Source organism: Daejeonella sp. (assembly GCF_030695525.1).
Lineage (GTDB): Bacteria > Bacteroidota > Bacteroidia > Sphingobacteriales > Sphingobacteriaceae > Daejeonella.
On sequence record NZ_JAUYSS010000016.1, the window covers coordinates 1 to 17,442 of the forward strand.

Annotated in this window: 14 protein-coding genes and 1 tRNA gene; 10 read left to right on the forward strand and 5 right to left on the reverse strand. The window is 40.7% G+C overall.

The features are described 5' to 3' along the window. Positions 1–449: 449 nt before the first annotated feature. Positions 450–1,088, reverse strand: coding sequence for an HAD family phosphatase (locus tag Q8S11_RS03325; RefSeq protein ID WP_305660667.1), 639 nt, complete (start codon positions 1,086–1,088; stop codon positions 450–452). Positions 1,089–1,172: 84 nt separating this feature from the next. Between Q8S11_RS03325 and Q8S11_RS03330 the strand changes: the two genes are divergently transcribed. From Q8S11_RS03330 to Q8S11_RS03340, 3 genes are all read left to right on the forward strand, one after another. Next, complete coding sequence (locus Q8S11_RS03330) at positions 1,173–2,936, forward strand: histidine kinase N-terminal 7TM domain-containing protein (protein ID WP_305660668.1); 1,764 nt, start codon at positions 1,173–1,175, stop codon at positions 2,934–2,936. Between the two features lie 375 nt (positions 2,937–3,311). Continuing rightward, positions 3,312–3,385, forward strand: a tRNA-Ile gene (locus Q8S11_RS03335). A 380-nt stretch (positions 3,386–3,765) separates the two neighbouring features. After that, complete coding sequence (locus Q8S11_RS03340) at positions 3,766–4,395, forward strand: DDE-type integrase/transposase/recombinase (RefSeq protein ID WP_305660669.1); 630 nt, start codon at positions 3,766–3,768, stop codon at positions 4,393–4,395. A gap of 268 nt (positions 4,396–4,663) precedes the next feature. Here Q8S11_RS03340 and Q8S11_RS03345 read toward each other — a convergent pair whose 3' ends face one another. Further along, positions 4,664–5,779: a helix-turn-helix domain-containing protein gene (locus Q8S11_RS03345; protein ID WP_305660670.1), complete on the reverse strand. Its 1,116-nt coding sequence runs from the start codon at positions 5,777–5,779 to the stop codon at positions 4,664–4,666. Positions 5,780–5,959: 180 nt separating this feature from the next. Between Q8S11_RS03345 and Q8S11_RS03350 the strand changes: the two genes are divergently transcribed. The 7 genes from Q8S11_RS03350 to Q8S11_RS03380 all read left to right on the forward strand — a co-directional run bounded on the left by Q8S11_RS03350 (position 5,960) and on the right by Q8S11_RS03380 (position 12,650). Beyond that, complete coding sequence (locus Q8S11_RS03350) at positions 5,960–6,265, forward strand: hypothetical protein (RefSeq protein ID WP_305660671.1); 306 nt, start codon at positions 5,960–5,962, stop codon at positions 6,263–6,265. A 200-nt stretch (positions 6,266–6,465) separates the two neighbouring features. Beyond that, complete coding sequence (locus tag Q8S11_RS03355) at positions 6,466–6,756, forward strand: hypothetical protein (protein WP_305660672.1); 291 nt, start codon at positions 6,466–6,468, stop codon at positions 6,754–6,756. A gap of 768 nt (positions 6,757–7,524) precedes the next feature. Beyond that, positions 7,525–8,001 (forward strand): hypothetical protein, encoded by a 477-nt coding sequence (locus tag Q8S11_RS03360; protein WP_305660673.1) that lies wholly within the window; start codon positions 7,525–7,527, stop codon positions 7,999–8,001. A 132-nt stretch (positions 8,002–8,133) separates the two neighbouring features. Further along, entirely contained in the window at positions 8,134–9,405 is a 1,272-nt protein-coding gene (locus Q8S11_RS03365; RefSeq protein ID WP_305660674.1) for a sensor histidine kinase KdpD, read from the forward strand. 331 nt (positions 9,406–9,736) lie between these two features. Beyond that, positions 9,737–10,642: an EamA family transporter gene (locus Q8S11_RS03370; RefSeq protein ID WP_305660675.1), complete on the forward strand. Its 906-nt coding sequence runs from the start codon at positions 9,737–9,739 to the stop codon at positions 10,640–10,642. A 161-nt stretch (positions 10,643–10,803) separates the two neighbouring features. After that, positions 10,804–10,995, forward strand: coding sequence for a cold-shock protein (locus tag Q8S11_RS03375; RefSeq protein ID WP_305660676.1), 192 nt, complete (start codon positions 10,804–10,806; stop codon positions 10,993–10,995). A gap of 107 nt (positions 10,996–11,102) precedes the next feature. Then, entirely contained in the window at positions 11,103–12,650 is a 1,548-nt protein-coding gene (locus tag Q8S11_RS03380) for a carbon-nitrogen hydrolase family protein (RefSeq protein ID WP_305660677.1), read from the forward strand. 559 nt (positions 12,651–13,209) lie between these two features. On the opposite strand, the gene Q8S11_RS03385 is transcribed toward Q8S11_RS03380, so the two are convergent. The 3 genes from Q8S11_RS03385 to Q8S11_RS03395 all read right to left on the reverse strand — a co-directional run bounded on the left by Q8S11_RS03385 (position 13,210) and on the right by Q8S11_RS03395 (position 17,261). After that, positions 13,210–14,280: an ATP-binding protein gene (locus Q8S11_RS03385; RefSeq protein ID WP_305660678.1), complete on the reverse strand. Its 1,071-nt coding sequence runs from the start codon at positions 14,278–14,280 to the stop codon at positions 13,210–13,212. Positions 14,281–14,514: 234 nt separating this feature from the next. Then, a complete protein-coding gene (locus Q8S11_RS03390; protein ID WP_305660679.1) occupies positions 14,515–15,777 on the reverse strand; it encodes a dipeptidase in 1,263 nt (420 codons plus the stop codon). Between the two features lie 146 nt (positions 15,778–15,923). Further along, complete coding sequence (locus Q8S11_RS03395) at positions 15,924–17,261, reverse strand: hypothetical protein (protein ID WP_305660680.1); 1,338 nt, start codon at positions 17,259–17,261, stop codon at positions 15,924–15,926. Positions 17,262–17,442: the final 181 nt, after the last annotated feature.

Sequence of the window (17,442 nt, forward strand, 5' to 3'; positions counted from 1 at the left end):
TTTCCGCCTCAGCTGGTGCGGGCAGCATAGGCCAAGCCAAAGCATTAACTTTAATAGCATCAGGTGCAGCGGCGGCATTTTGCTACTTTTCTGCTGCAGGAAAAGTAGAGAGAAAATTATGAGATTTGATTTTTAATCTTATGATTTCAATTTCCCCGGACACTAGTGGTTGACAATTGACAGTTGACAATTTGAATCAAGACAAAAAATGCTGATTTCAAATCATCTCCAATCTGTCTTGGCTCCTGGTTCTTGGTTCCTTGATCAAAGAAATAGAACCAAGTATCAAGTATCAAGAACCAAGACTAAAGATGCTAATCTTAAGTTGACTCCAATCTGCCTTTGCTCCTTACTCTTTGTTCCTTGATCAAATAAAGTATCAATACAAATGACGATAATCTCCAATTAACCGCAATCTGTCTTGGCTCTTGGTTCCTGGATCAAAACCTTTATTTGCTTAATATTCCGGAATCATACAAATAGCTTTCCAATGTCTCATCTGCTGTGAGCAGGTGGGTGTTCAGTCCCAGCATATCAGCTGTTTTCAAGTGTTGCGGACTGTCGTCTATAAAAAGGGTTTCATCAGGATTGAGATTGTTTTCACGCAATACGAATTCAAAGATCTCCCGATTGGGTTTCCGCATTTTCATTAAATGTGAATAATAATCCTTTTCAAAGAAAATTGCGTTAGATTCTAACTGATGTTCTCTCTGCAGGTAATCCATGATCCAGTTATAATGGATCTCATTATTATTGCTGAGCAGGAAGGTTCTGTACTTTTCTTTTACTTTCAACAGAAGATCATGATTTGGCTCAGGCACCCCAATCAGCAAAGAATTCCATGCCTTATCAATTTCATCGTCGTTCAAACTTTGGATCCCGGTAACTTTACGTATGCCATCTCTGAATTCTGAAGAGGATATATAACCTTGTTCAAACTGATCAAACAGTGAATCATGACCTTTGTGAGAGAAGAAATGTTCTATGTTTTTAACTCCTAGCTCGGTGAAACTGTGTTGCGCCTTATTGAAGTCTATTGTGAAAATTACATTACCATAATCGAAAATTATATTTCTAATCTTATTCATATATTTAGTGAAGTATATTATAATTTTAACCTTTTAAAGCGAAGGTTTTTTTATGTTTTTTTCTTGCCCGATCTGATCTGCTAAATGACATTTGTTCCAAACATTTATTCAATTATTCTGATTATCTGTGGCCTCATCACACTCTATATGTGTGTCAGGATATTTCGCAGATATGAGATAGTTGTCCGCTGGTTTGGATTTATGATGTTAGGCATTGCAATCTGGGCACTAAGTTATGGATTAGAACTTTCAAGTACCAGTCTTGAGCAGATGTTATTCTGGATCAATATAGAATATCTTGGAATAGCATTCATTCCGGCATTCTGGTTGTTGTTTCTTTTAAAGTTTACCGGCAAAGATAAGTGGCTGAACCCAAGATATTTTTATGCTTTCATGCTGCTGCCTTTAATCACGCTACTAATGGTGTGGACTAATAAGCATCACCTTCTCCATTATAAAAGTGTAAGCATTGATAATTCTGGACCTTTTCCTTTATTAAGTCTTGAAACCGGGCCATGGTACTTTGTTCATACTATTTATTTCTATACACTTTTAGTTTGGGGAGTAATTTTGCTTGTTAACAAATACAGGAAATCTGATCAGGTTTTTCGAAAGCAGAATCTAACCATCCTCATTGCAGTTTTCATTCCATGGGTTGCAAATGTACTCTACTTGTTTGGTTTCCGGCCAATGGGACATATTGATAGTACGCCTTTTGCATTTATTATTACGATGCTGTTTCTTAGTATCGGCCTTGTTCGCTTCAGATTATTGGATATCATCCCAATTGCACGTGAGAAAGTAATTGAAGCAATGAATGAAGGTTTGATCGTCACAGATAATCAGGACCGGGTGGTTGATTTGAATCAGGAAATCAGAAAAATTCTCTCCTTAGAAGAGAAAAAGGTCATTGGTAAAAGACTCGATTTAATCCTTCCAGAGCAAACTGAGCTCTTTGGATTGATTAAGGCCCGGAGAGCAGGACAATTACAATTTAAACTAATGAACTCAGAGCTTTTTCTGGAAGCCAGTCTTACTCCCTTGTTTGAGAATCAGAATGCATACAGTGGATTGATCATTTTGATCAGGGATATTACAGAACGAGTAGCAATTGAAAATAAGGTACGCTTGCAATCTGAGCAGCTTTTAGGCATGAACAAGCTGAAAGACCGGCTTTTCTCGATTATTGCACATGATCTGAGGGGCCCGCTGATTAATTTAAATGACATTATCAAAATGCTTAATGAGGGCATGATCACGGAGGAAGAGTTCAAATCATTTGTTCCCCAATTATCAAGGAACATAGGGTATACCACTGGCTTACTTGAGAATCTTTTATTCTGGTCAAAAAGTCAGCTCCAGGGAGAGGTGGTAAAACCTGTTTATTTTAATTTGAAAGAAGTAAGCGTTAATATACTTCATCTTTTTGAGAACACAATTCAGGAGAAAGATATCTTAATTGAAAACAAGATTCAATTGAGTTCAAAGGTATATGCGGATAAGGACATGATTCAGTTGCTTGTCAGAAATCTCATATCGAATGCTGTGAAATTCTCAAAGCGTGGCGGAAGTATTAGGCTATCAACCAGAACTGAGGGAAATAATACAATTCTTTGTGTTACAGATACCGGAGTTGGAATTTCTGAATCCGATCAGAAAAAATTATTTGAACAAGAGACCTTTACTACCCGGGGTACTGATAATGAGCAGGGTACAGGTCTTGGTCTACTTCTTTGCAAAGATTTTATTGAAAAGAATGGGGGCTCTATCTGGGTGGAAAGTGAATTAGGGAAGGGCAGTAAATTTTGTGTTCAAATCCCTAATGCACCTGAGGGCAATTCTTATTAGAAAGGTAAACCTATGTTCAGGTTTATTCGATTTCCAGTGTATTCTTTGTACCTCTTTCCTTCGATAGTAATTGATATAAAGCTTCGTTGATTTAAGCTCTCATTAGAGCTTATTTTAATTTCATATTGTCTCAATTTGTCTCAATTTTGTCTCGCTAATTGAAATAATAAGGATGTTTACAGTTAAAATTGATGATGGTTAAGGCAACAGTAATCGCAGTAAATTTCATTTCTGTATCCAGAATTCTACTGATAAAATCCCTTATATATTACGAATAGTGATCAAAATCCAATATTTCCTAAATTCTATTTTAGAATCCCAAAGCATTTCCGTAAAATTGCAACCTCAAATCATTCCCGCACTTGCGGGATATGAGCGCCCATAGCTCAGTTGGTTAGAGTAGAAGACTCATAATCTTTTGGTCCCTGGTTCGAGCCCAGGTGGGCGCACAAAAATTGAAACCTCAGAGTGATCTGGGGTTTTGTTATTTTATGCCTTTTTGAGTATTCTAAGCTAGTTTTTTAACCAATTTTGTACGGGGATTTTCAAAAACTTCATTGAAGCAGCCGGGTTTATAATTCTGTTAATTTAGGAATATTTGGGTTTCATTTGACTCATTAGCTGACTCATTTGACTAACCCGGGAATTGTCTGGGCCGTATTAAATAAGCTATTTACGCCCGTTGGTTGGTTTACTATATTTTTTCATCAAGCTGTCCAACGTACCTCGTGTTAAATACTTATTTAGGACTTTACTTAAGATTTTATTTCTCAGGACTAGTGGTAAACGCAGGTTTGTTCAGCATCGTAAGATCGCTGCGACCTATCCGATGGAATACCTTTGTCTGGACATTAAATACATCTATGTACATGCTGATAGGCGCAATTACTATCTGCTAACCATACTGGATGTATTCTCCCGCAGAACGGTAGATCAGATCTTCCAGAAAAGTATTCGCCAGATGGATGTAATTAACGCTTTCAGAAGAATACAGCAGCTATACGGTATCAAAGGAGTCACCATCAGGAATGATAACGGATCACAGTTTATCGCCAATAGTGTCAAGCAGTATCTACGAGCCGCAGAAGCTAATCAGGAGTTCACTCATGTAGCTACACCGGAAGAAAACTCCTACATCGAGGCCTTTCACAGCATCGTTCAGCGAGAGGTAGTGGACCGCTACGAGTTCGATAGCTTTTACCATGCAAAGCATATCCTGGCAGCGCACAGATCCTGGTATGACAACCGCAGAAATCACCGCATGATCGGAATGATCCCAAAAGAAAAATGGGAGCAAAACATTCATATCACCGAAGCGAAACAGAGGCAGTTCAGTGAGCAACCAAAAGCGCCACTAAATGAAACCAAAAATAACGAGCAAACTGAATATATGATTGAACAAATTCAGCTAACTTCGAACGAATATTACACAACTAATTCACAAATATTGTCCAACTAATAAGGGGTCGGTACAAACACTGTAGAAGACAACGTGCTATTGCTGCAGCAGCTAAAACAAGGATTTACAGAATAATGGAGACAAAATGGAATTAGATAAAAACATATACCTGAAAAGTTAAAAGTCGGTACATATAAATAGTCAAAAAATAGTTATTACTTAATTGAGTAACTGAAGACTAATTTTCTTTATAAGTCGTTTATTCATAGCTACTTACATAATTCGGTTTAGGCTCTTTAGGTCACAACCGATTTCCGCTGGAATCTCCTCATCCCCTCTTATCAAAACCCAAATATCCCCTGATAGCATCCTTAAGCCTGCTGCCCTCAGGGCCGAGTTTGGGATAGATCTCAGCCATCCGTTTGATCATATTTGTAATCCGGTAACCAAATGATTCTGGTATCTTTCCTTTTTTTCCTTCTTCTTCCAGTAAATCCCAGATCTCGTCAAAATGCTCGTCGGAGACATGTTCATATAAAAAGTCCATCAGTATATCCGAATTATTCTCACGGTCATAGGGAACGAATTTAATCTGTAGGTCGAGATGCGCTGCCTTACCCGTTCGCGCCAAGGCTTCAGAAAATATCAGGTCGATTTCTTCTGAATATAATCGGAGACCTTCAAGGCTGGGCGAGGGCCCGAACCGTCGTTCCAGGTTTAATATAAAATTGAGCATAATCTCGTATACCGAAAGGATGACTTTTCTGATCGTTCTACCCGTTTTTTTTCGGCTTACACCAATTATTCTTATATCCGGGTCAAAAGCTTCTCTGAGAAAGTTGCGAATTAAAGGACTCATATGGTTAGCCGGGTCGGATGCAGATCCATCGTTGAGTAGAAAATTCTCGTAAAAGCCGGATACCGGTTCACATAGAAAAATCAGTCGGCCTTTTTCATCTTCCGGATCCAGCAATTCGAAAGGTACCGGAAATTCTATGAATTTTTCATTTCCGCTTTCAAAATTCACTAAGTATTCATGCGGGTAGATACGGTAGTCGGCAAAACCGGGATTTTCAAGGTAACCTACCAGTTCGCTATGTGACCATTCTAATAAATTTCTGCAGTTGATATTTTTCGCAAATGCTTTTACTCGGCTAAGCGCATCGTACAAGCCGATGGTATTGTAAAGAAGGTCATGTTTTAGATTAACTATCGATTCTGGCAGGGGATTTCTCGTAGTGGGGATGGTTTCATCTTCATCAATCCGGAGTTCAAGTATTCTGATAAGCCTTACTACCTCGTCATAGCCTGGTATTCTTACGCCCTTCTCCAGCCTGTCGTATGCCGAACGCGACATGTTTAATTTCTCTCCCATTTGTTTTTGGGTCAGCCCCTCAAGCATACGGTAATGCAGGAGCGCATTTGCGAGGTTAAATTTCTCCATTGGTAGACGGCTGAATATTTAACAAACTGAGAGCTATAGTAAATATAAGGACTGGCTGCGACAAATAAAACACGAAATGGCATTGGGCTTGCTCTGCTTTTGCGATGCGCATAAATCGGGCAGGCTTTCTTCTTCATTCGCAGAATCTAGCCTCAACTTTGTTTTGTTAAACTAACAAAGGTGGCCGACAAGATTAACCTATCCGAAATCCGCGAGCTTCTCTTAAAGCTCCAGCTCCTTCTTGACAAATATGAGTCAGGAATTCCGGCTGCTGAAACGATTTCCCATGTGGAACTCCCCTTATTACCTGATGAAGATATATCTGACTGGTGGGATGATTCAGATCTGAAAATTAAACTCAAAATAAGTACCAGTACCCTGCGCCGCCGCCGCAAGGATGGCACCCTCAAACCCTTTTGTTTTGGCCGCCGCTACTATTACTTAAAGCAGGATATATTAAAAATCAGGCATCGCTTCATGAAATAGTAGCTATCTGTTCTATTGAGCTGCAAGGTATTTCTACTACTAATAGACTATGGCAAAGCTGCAATATTTATCACTCACCATGATTTTATCACCCTCTGATGCTACCTTGTAACCCTATCTTTATTAGCTGTTATGTTTAATATATTGCCATGACCCTGGTAGTCGCATGTTTATAGATGGTTTATTTTAATCATTGATTATTGATCAATAAATCGACATTTGTCCCGCTCATGCCGCGGGAATGGCACCTACTTTTTGCTGTAGGTCAAAAAGTAGGCAAAAACCCCACCGCTGCGCCTGATGCTTCGGAAGTCAGTGATTTGGCCTGGTTTGTCTCTCCCGCACCAGCCAAGGCGGAAAAAAAGGTGAACGGAGATTTACTGCGTGGGCTTAAGAAACGTACCTATCGGACCTTAACGAGAGATACCGGCCTAAGGCCGGGGGAGCAAACGAACAAGCGAACAATTTTAGTCAGCAAGCTTAATCATTAATGACCCCGGATTTACGGTAGGTACGATGGGTAACAAACTTTCATAGATTTTCTGTCATTGCAGGTTGCAGAGATCGCCATCCTGAGATTTGGCAGGAAAGGCGCGTTTTATCCTTTGTAGTGTCCATTCATCCCATCACAACCTTTAAGCAATCCGGAGAAGTGTTGCAGATTCATTCATCTCTTGCATTGACTTACACACGGCTTGGATTGCACCCACAGGATAAAGCGTGGATTTACAACAAATATCAGGAAGGCGCGGCTCTTTTGCTTACTTTTCCAGCTGCAGGGAAAAGTAAGTGCCCCCTCCGCCGGCAAGAGGCGTACGAAACAATATTTAATATTTGATATTTGTTGTTAAGAAGATACTGAAAAGAAAATAGATCATCATTTTTAGCTCAATATCCCTTGCCTGAAAGGGTCGTATTAAGGTACAGACTTAACCCTGCCTTAGCCCTGCCTTAACCCTGCCTTAACCTCCGTAATTCCCCCAAAAAACCATCCATTCTTTTATCCCTGCCACCAACTTATTGGGATGCAAACGGTCAAATGCAGTCAGATCTGTTCAAATGCGGTCAGAATAATGTACCCAACAAATCCTGCTCTATGTTTGACCTAAGCACCACATACCGGTACAAAAAGGGCGCTCATTATTCAAATTTTAAATTTTAAAACAATGGCAAAATCAAAATTCAATGTAATTACCCACGGCCTGAGCGGGCTGGTGGGTGATCTTCTGGTTTTTCGTCAAAAGGCGAATAAAACCATCGTGGCAAACAGGCCACGACCAACAAGCAAGCCTGTGAAGGCAATTTCCCTCGAAAATAGGGCAAGGTTCACACGGGCCTCGGCCTATGCTTCAGGTGTGATGAACGATCCTGTACTGAAAGCAGAATATCAGCTGGAGGCAAAGATCGGGCAATCGGCCTTCAACGTGGCTTTTACCGATTATCAAAAATCCCCTGAGTTTTACGAGAACATGGATCTGGCAAGCTACACAGGCACTATCGGCGATGAGATCGCAGTCAGCGTGATTGATGACTTCCGTGTGGAATCCGTTGGGGTAGAGATTAAAAAGCCTGACGGATCTACGCTTGAGCAAGGCGCTGCCGTACAGGCGGATAATCAACTCGACTGGGTCTATACCGTAACTGCGGTAAACACTGAGCTTCCGGGAAGCCGGATCATTTTCACAGCCACTGATCTTCCCGGCAATAAAACCCTGCTGGAAAAACTGCTGGTTTAATTCAAAGCGGCGGCGTAATGCCGCCGTTACTTAAAACTTATTACTCAAAATCATGGAACTTATAGCCGAGATCATATTCTTCCTTTCCTGCTTTATTTTTTTAAGTATTATATTCGGAAAAATTTTAGCCAGATGTCAAACGATTATTTTTTAAGGAAAGACGAAGCCGGATTTGCGGATAATTCCTTTGTTAAAATAATGAGTACTATTAGTGCCGCTAGCGGTGTTCTGGCGCTTATCAGTGCATTTTTTGGAAGAGACTCGGTACCTTATGCCATATCCCTGATTGCACTCGCGGGAATTATGACTTTTTCGTTGGTACTTTGCTATTTTAAAGCTAGAAATCTTGTACGGTATTTTTTGCCGATAAGCACAACCATCTGGATTATTTATTCATGTTTAGCATTTGGAACCAATCTTGGCAATCAAAATTATTTGATCATTGCCCTCATCTGTTTGGCAATTTTCGGTAAAAGTACCAGGTATAAAATAATTAGTATGCTTATCATACTTGTAGTTGCTGGATTTATTAATTTACATCAGCAATTTTATCTTCCCTACTTTCCCTTACCCAAAGCGGCACCTGTATTTTATCTTATAAACACCGTAATTCCCTTAATCGCCATTTCTTTTATTTATATCGTAGTCTTTAATAATGCTAAACGATCCGAAAAAATTATACAGGACCAAAAAATAGCCCTGGAGAATTCGATCATGTTTAAGAACAGGATGCTTACTGTCATTGGGCATGATATGCGTACCCCCTTTGTAGATGCAAAAGGGATATTGGAACTTATGGCGAACAATGAATTGACAGAAAACGAAAAGAAAAGCTTAACTGCTGATTTGCAGAAAAGCGTAGACCTTTCGCTGGAAACGCTGGATAATATTTTAGCATGGGCAACACAAAATTACTATGCTGATAATTCTGAAAGTAAGATTAAACCTGAACAGATAGATCTCCATCAGGTGGTTGAAAAAATAAAACTATTTTTCAATCAGGCGGCTCTGAAGAAAAACATAGTTTTTAGAAACAATATCTCGCCGGCAACCGGCATTATAGCCGATTTGGAGCAGATTTCATTCGTTATAAGAAATCTAACAGCCAATGCTGTTAAATTTAGTCATAGTAACCAAACTATTATTTTCTCTGCAACCGAAGCTGAGGATAAATTGACTTTTTTAGTCAGGGACGAAGGTGTTGGCATGAGCGATGATGCATTGAGATCACTTTTCGATATGAACAGGCGAACGACAATGCGCGGTACCGCCAACGAAAAAGGCAGTGGACTCGGATTGATTTTTTCAAAAGAGCTGATTACAAATCATCGTGGCGAATTATGGATTGAAAGTACATTAGGTAAGGGGACTACAGTTTGTTTTTCTTTGCCCAAATTGAATTAGCTCTGGAATGCCCTTTCTTTGCAGTCCAAAGCCCAAAGCCCAAAGCCCAAAGCTCAAAGCTGATACCTGACACCTGATACCCCACACCTGATCAATAGAACCATTCGGTAGATTATTTCAAAAATTTCAATACAGATTCGTAAAGATGGCTACATTTGTCGCTCCTTGTAAAGAGGCCTGCCCCACTCGAATCTTACAGACTTAAAAAGTACCGGACTGCTTTATGGTATATGAGTAATCTAGTCAGTCTATTGGTAAAGGAAACAGGTTTCGGATCAGAATACGGATGATTTAATAAGGAGACTCATCATGCTTATATTTTAGTAGAATAATGAACACCATAAATTTGCCTCCAAAACATCTTCTTCTGGTATTTACCATCGTGCTGATTTGGGGTGTCAATTTCGTTGCGGTTTATATCGGACTAAAGAGTTTTCCCCCATTTCTGTTAAGTGCGCTTAGGTTTGGTCTCTCAGCATTGCCTTGGGTGTTTTTCATGCCAAGGCCGAAAGGTTCATGGAAGTTGATTGTATATTATGGTCTTTTTAATTTTGCCCTGCAGTTCGGGTTCATTTTTACAGGAATCCATCTTGGGATATCTCCGGGACTTGCTTCGCTCGTTCTCCAGATTCAGGTATTCTTTTCAATGGGTCTTGCTTTCTTATTTTTTCAGGACCGGCCAAGCATTTTTAAAATTGCGGGTTCCCTGATATCATTCATCGGTATTGGGATTGTGGGATACCATGTTAATGGTGGAAGCACCTTTATAGGTCTGATACTGATGTTGCTTGCTGCCTTTTCATGGGCTGCAGGGAATATGTTCACCAAGAAGATCCATTCCGAATCGCCGCTTGCACTGGTAGTCTGGGGCAATCTGGCAGCCTTCCCGGTGATGGTTCTTGTCTCATACTTTTTTGAAGGGCCGCTTGTCATTCAGAGTTCTCTGCAAAACATGTCGTGGCCTGCGATTGCCTCTGTGTGTTATATTGTTTACTTCTCCACCCATATAGGATATGGTGCATGGGGTTTTCTGATGAAGTCCTATTCTACCTCAGTGGTTGTACCCTTTACGCTTTTGGTTCCTGTGGTAGGATTCATGAGTTCGGCAATATATTTGGGTGAAGAAATACAATCATGGAAGGTTTTGGCCTCTCTGTTCATATTGGGAGGATTAATCTTTGGCTTGCTTGAAAAACAGGTACGTGTCCTTACAAGCAATTTACGAACACGAATTTAAGATTGAAAAAGGGCCGGGGTTTTAAAGAATTCCTGATAGATCCGGAAATCCGAAGTAAGGAGTATTTTAACTTTCCTTCTAAGTCCGTGAGCCTAAACCCATTTGCTTAAAAATATCTCATTTTTTTTCCATACCTTTATACCTTATCAAATAATAATATAATGCAACAAGGAACAGTAAAATTTTTTAATGAAACTAAAGGTTTTGGATTTATCACGCCTAGCGATGGTGGAGCAGAAGTATTTGTTCATGTTTCAGGTCTGATTGACAACATTAGCGAAAGCAATAATGTTACCTTCGACATGGAAGAAGGCCGTAAAGGTCCAAATGCAGTGAATGTAAGAATAGCTTAATAACTGTTATAAATTTATTGTGAAGCATCCGCCTTAGGCGGATGCTTTTTTGTTAAAAAGGTACCCAGCCTGCCCATCATAATCAGGGCATAATTAATGTTAATAAAATGGACAAAGAAATAAAAAACGAAGACCTAAAGATCGAGTTACGAACCCTCACTAAGGATGATTACCTTGGCTTAAAAACCTCTATGATCGAAGCGTATTCAGAATGGGAGGGAGCGTCTTTCTGGGGCGAATCACATATTAATAAACTTGTTGAACTATTTCCTGAAGGCCAGATCTGTATCCTGGTAAACGGTACAATAGCGGGTTGTGCCCTTTCTTTAATAGTAGACTATGATCAGTTTGGGGATAATCATACTTACACCCAAATTACCGGAAACCATACTTTTTCTACCCATAATCCCAAAGGTAATGTGCTTTATGGAATCGACTTTTTTGTGCAACCGGATTTCCGGGGTATGCGTATAGGTAGAAGACTTTACGACGCACGAAAAGAACTCTGCGAACGTCATAATCTACGGGCCATTATTGCTGGCGGACGAATTCCTAATTATAAAAATTACGCCGGTACGCTAAATCCTAAAGAATACTTGGAAAAAGTTAAGGGCAAAGAAATACATGACCCCACCTTGTCCTTTCAGCTCGCCAATGATTTTCACGTCCTGAAAATCTTAAAAGGTTATTTGCCCGGAGATACTGAATCACTCGAATACGCCTCCTTACTCGAATGGAATAATATTTATTATCAGGAAGAGGCAGTTCATATCAACACCAAAAAATCAGTTGTCCGCTTAGGCCTTGTACAATGGCAGATGAGGCCTTTCCCGAATCTCGAATCTTTGTGCGAACAGATCGAGTTTTTTGTGGATGTGGTGAGCGATTACCAGAGTGACTTTATCATGTTCCCGGAGCTGTTTAATGCGCCTTTGATGACCGCCTATAATCATTTAAGCGGGGCAGAAGCCATGAGGGAGATAGCTAAGAGTACCATTCCCTTGCGCGACAAGTTTATGGAATACGCCATCAGCTATAACATTAATATTATTACCGGCAGCATGCCTTACCTGCAGGATGGTGTATTGAAGAATGTAGGATTTCTTTGCCGCCGGGATGGTTCGTATGAGATGTACCAAAAGATACACCTCACCCCGGCCGAAAAGAGTGCATGGGGTATGGCAGGAGGCGATACGCTGACTGCATATGATACCGACTGCGGTAAAATCGGAGTTCTGATTTGCTATGATGTTGAGTTTCCGGAACTTCCCCGTTTGTTAGCCGATCAGGGCGTGCAGATCTTATTTGTTCCATTTATGACTGATACACAAAATGGATACACCCGGGTACGGAGCTGCGCACAGGCACGTGCTATCGAGAATGAATGTTATGTTGCCATTGCTGGAAGTGTAGGCAATCTGCCTAAAGTACATAACATGGATATCCAATATGCCCAATCAGCTGTTTTTACCCCCTCCGATTTTTCTTTCCCAAGTAATGGAATAAAAGCTGAGGCTACTCCAAATGCAGAGATGACGCTGATCGCGGATGTAGACGTGGATCTGCTAAAAGAGCTTCATAGTTTTGGAGCAGTGAGAAACTTACAGGATAGGAGGAATGATATTTATCAGATAATCAATACAACAGGGAAGTAAAATTGTACGAGCTTTAATTTGCTTATTTACTAATCAGTAGTGTCCGGGAAAAATTGAAATTGTGGAAATAGCGAACTTATTTATGTCCTATAATTATTCTCTTTTCCTGCAGCCCGCCCGGATGAACCCGTTCGGACGGGCAGAAAAGAAACATGCCGAGGAGGTACGACGAGAACATGAGTACCTTAAAAAATAATAGACAAAAACGAATAAATGCCGCCGCTGCACCTGATGCGATTAAAGTTAGTGCTTAGGCTTGGCCTTTGCCTACCGTACCAGCTGAGGCGGAAAAAAACGTTAACGGAGATTTTGTGCTTAGGCCAAAGCTTATGAACAGTCCTGTCAGTATAGGTAAAAATACTGCAGGTTTTAAGTCAGTTAAAGTATAAAATTAATATTATACTGAAATGGGGGCTTGCTTTGTATTGGACAAAAAAGACATACTTTGTAGGATGTAAATGTCTATTTTATCTGAAATTTTATTTTAACCGGACAATAGTGATTTACTAATTTGCTCATTTACTAATTTGCTCATTTGCTAATTTGCTCATTTGCTAATTTACACAGGCAGATAAATCCTAAACTCAGCCCCTTTACCTAAAGAACTTTTCAACAGGATTTTGCCTCCCGAATTGCTCACAATTTCATTAACTAAGTACAAGCCGATACCAGTACCTTCAACTGTATTTCCTACACGTCTAAATTTTGAAAAAACCTCCTTATGTTTTGCTTTATCAATGCCAATACCATTATCCTTGATACTGATTACGATATACTTTTTTTCCCTTTTAGTGCTTATCAATATTTCAGGGCTTTTGTTAGGCGAATGGAACTTAATGGCATTGTTAACCATATTATAAACTATGCTTCTTAGTTTTCTTCGTGAATACAATATCTGGGATACTTCAATATTGCTGGTAATTTTCGCGCCTGACTCAATGATAGTTCCTGCAAGGGTAATACGCACGTCTTCAAGGATATTTTCGAAATCTAAAAGCTCTTCCTCCACCTTGTATTTACCTTTCAATTCGCCTGCATCAGTCATCTCAAGGATAATTGCCTGCATTTTTTTAATGGAACTTTCTAAAATCCGGAAGTACAGTAAAAATGCTTTAGACTTATCTGTTGAAACTTTTTTAAGTTGATTGATAGTCAATAACAAACTGGTAAGTGGTCCTTTAATATCGTGAGATATTGTGTCGAGCAAGCTTTCATGAGCAGCAATCTGCCGCTCCTGATCAAAGAGATCTTTTATGCGTGCTGTTATTTCTACAAACGTTATAATAACCCCATCAGTCTTTTTATTTTTGATAACATAGGGTATAATGTTCATTTGATACCAGCGCAAATCTGTTGTTTGGATTTCTTTTTCAAGGATCTCATTACTGCCTATAACCTGTTCAATATTTTCAACTATTGAAGGGAAGCGAAAATTATCTTTAATATCATCGATATTTTTTCCTACGTCACCAATTTTTAATGAAAACTGCTTCATAGCCGGAGGAGTAAACTTCCTTAAAATCAAGTCGCGGTCTACGAATAATTGCGGAATAATGGTATTTCTGAAATAGTTTTCCAGCTCATCATTAAGCTTGATGAGTTTTTTAATTTTTTGCTCCTGGTTAACCATATTTTATAAAGTCGCTAACATAAACATAATCCTTTTTGAATAATGACAATTGGTATTACAAGCAGAAGGTCCTGGCTTTCGCCAGGATGACAAATCGATTTTTAAGAAAAAGGAGATTCCGGTTCGGAGACCGGAATCTGATTATTTCCTAACATTTACAAATCGACAAATTAGCAGATTTTTCCATTTGCTAATTTGCTCATTTGCTAATTTACTCATTTGCTAACCCGATAGCTATCGGGTTCCCGTCACCTCCCTAATCACCCTCAGCCAGTTCAAGCCCAGAATCTTTTTTATCCTGGTATCACTATATCCCAGCCTCTGCATCGCCATGGTCATCTGGGGATAATCACTGATATCTTTGATTTCGCGAGGTAGTTCTGGTCCGCCATCCAGATCAGATCCCAGAGCCATGTGGTCTTCGCCAACTAATTGTACACCATAGTCGATCACTTTTGCCAACTGATCAACATGCATCCAGTACTCCTCAGGAATGGTTCCTCTGAAACTCAATGGAACCTCCTTAAGTACTTCCTTATCTACTTCCTCAATGGTCTTTAAGGGTGCGGCCTGTACAGTGCCCGGCTTTGTCTCGTTCGATTTTTTCTGCCCTTGCTGCCATTTCCAGTAAACAGGATTGTTAAAAAGGCTGCCAAAGTGAATACCAATCACTCCGCCTTTTGCTGCAAGCGCTTTTGCGGCTTCATCGGTAATACAGCGAGGATGTGGAACGATTCCGTAAAATCCACCGTGACTGTAGGTTAAAGGATGTCTGCTTTCCTGAACCGATTGCAGAATGGCATCATTCGAGGCATGGGCGATGTTGATCACCATCCCAAGATCATTCATTTCCCGTATGATCCTTCTACCCAGATCGTTAATACCACCCCAGCGACTGACATCATTACAGGTATCGATAAAAGCATTGGTCGTATTATGTGCAGGAAGTTGTATTGATCTTAATCCTAAGCGATGCAAGGCACGGAGCAGGTTTATATCCCCATCCATATCCCAGGGACCTTCCAGGTCAAGAAAAGCCGCCATTTTACCCTTTCTGTTAATGCGCTGAATATCAGAAGCATTAAGTGCCAGTTCGATCTGCGAATGATTCTTTTTAATCTGGTCTAATGCCAGATTTACCACCCGGAAAGTGTTTTTTGTCTCAAACCTTCCCGGATAATAGTGCTCTGGAGTATATACTGAAAAGAACATCGCATCCACACCACCTTCCCTTGCTCTTGGGAGATCGACAGTCCCATCGGTATATCGCTGCCCGATATCCGTGCCCATCAACAGCTCCCGGGTCATCACATGTGTATGCCCGTCCATTACAAATGCTTTGCGATGCAGATCAGGCATAGGTTTATTCTGCATCGCAGATGGCAGATTCAAAGGCGTATTATTTCCTGATACCGGAGTGGCAAAAATCGAATCTATTGGAAAACTTCCAGCTAATGGAAGTAGTGTTAATGTCTTTATCAGGTCTCTTCTTTTCATGTATTCAGTTGTCTGTTGCCTGTTATCAAAACAAAGGCTGTTAATTTTAAATTTGAGGTCTGAAGACGGAGGTCTGGGGTCTGATGTCGGAAGACTGATGTCGGAAGTTTCCTACTTCAGACCTCTTACCACAGACCTCCTGTCTCTTATTGGTCAAATCCCCTAATATACGGCCTTGCCGGTGGGCGTTCACCTTTATTAAATTGCGCACCCCTTGTGGTACGATAAGTCATATTCAGGAAAGGGGTTTCAATACGGCGTCCGACCGGATTGAACTTGCTGCCTTCCCAGTTTGATTCCATATAATGGTTTGTAATTCCAGTAGTTAAAAGTAAGCGCTCTGCATTAAATGGTTCTTTTTTGGTAAGCATCATCTCAACGATCCAATGCGGTTGGGCGTTTGAGGCATGATACTGGTCGAATGGTCCGGGGAACCCGAGTAAAGAAACGATTGCTGGTTCTTCCCTGCCTTCAATCTCGCCGGCGTAAGTCCATCCGGATAAGGGAACACCAATGATCGCTGCCATCGTTCCATCATTGTATTCAATTACACAAATATTGGTTCTTGGATTTGCCCGATAGCTCTCCGGGTTTAATTCCAGTCTTTTGGCTACCGCTTCCAGTAGATTAGCTGCCCAGCTGTTGCGTTCCACCCACTTCCATGATTCAGGTCCGCGAATGGATTGAATCGACTTCACGCCTGTCTCACCGCCCTTTCGCCTCTCAACAAATGCATGAAGCAATTCTATGCAATGAAAAATAGCTCCCTCATCCGGTGCAGCTCCAACCACGATCGAGTGCTTTATTGGGGTGTCGTTTTCCAGTTCTATCTCGGGTTTTCTATAGTAGACAGGAAGCAGGGAGCCCCCGGTCAATGGAAAGCCCAACTCACGTGATTTGTCAAACATCCACTTCGCATCATCCCAGTTGTAGGAGAAATGCTTATCGTTAAAGACCGGCACCGAGCGTTTGCTTTGCTCGAAAACGCTGATAACCTGATTGTATAACCACCAGCGTGGCAGCATCCATCGTCCCCTGAGATCGGTGGTATAATTGCCATGTTCTCCAACAATCACCACGCCATCCACAGCAAGTTCCTTACCCCCAAGGGTCAAAGCTTCAGCTACCGATTTAAAGACCGGAAAACCTTTTGCTTTTGCGACTTTCTGTCCGAGCAGGCTTGTATCATGCTGGTGCAGGTATAACGATACAACTTCAATACGGGAAGGATGATAAGCACCCTGCCACCAATAACCGTCGATCAGCTTGTTTACCAGCCAATCGGCATGTGATCTTGTAGCTCCCCAAAACGTTGCCAAAACGGCAATCCGGGGTTTTTTCTCCTGACTCTGTCCAATAGCATCACTCGATATGCCCGATAAAGCGGCTAAACCTGCGATACCACCTATTCCCAGCATTTCACGTCTGCTAAAAATTGGGTTTGACTCTATAATTTCATTAATTGGGAATGAATCTGCCTCCATAGTTTTAATTTCATTTTGTGTCTTTACTCTTTGCTTCTTGTGTCCGTATTGGTTCCGGCTCCATGTGTAGGAGGTCGGAAGTCTGATGTCGGAAGTCTGATGTCGGAATTCTGATGTCGGAATTCTGAAGTCTGATGTCTGAAGTCAGATGTCCGAAGCCGGAAATCTGAAGCTGCCTAAC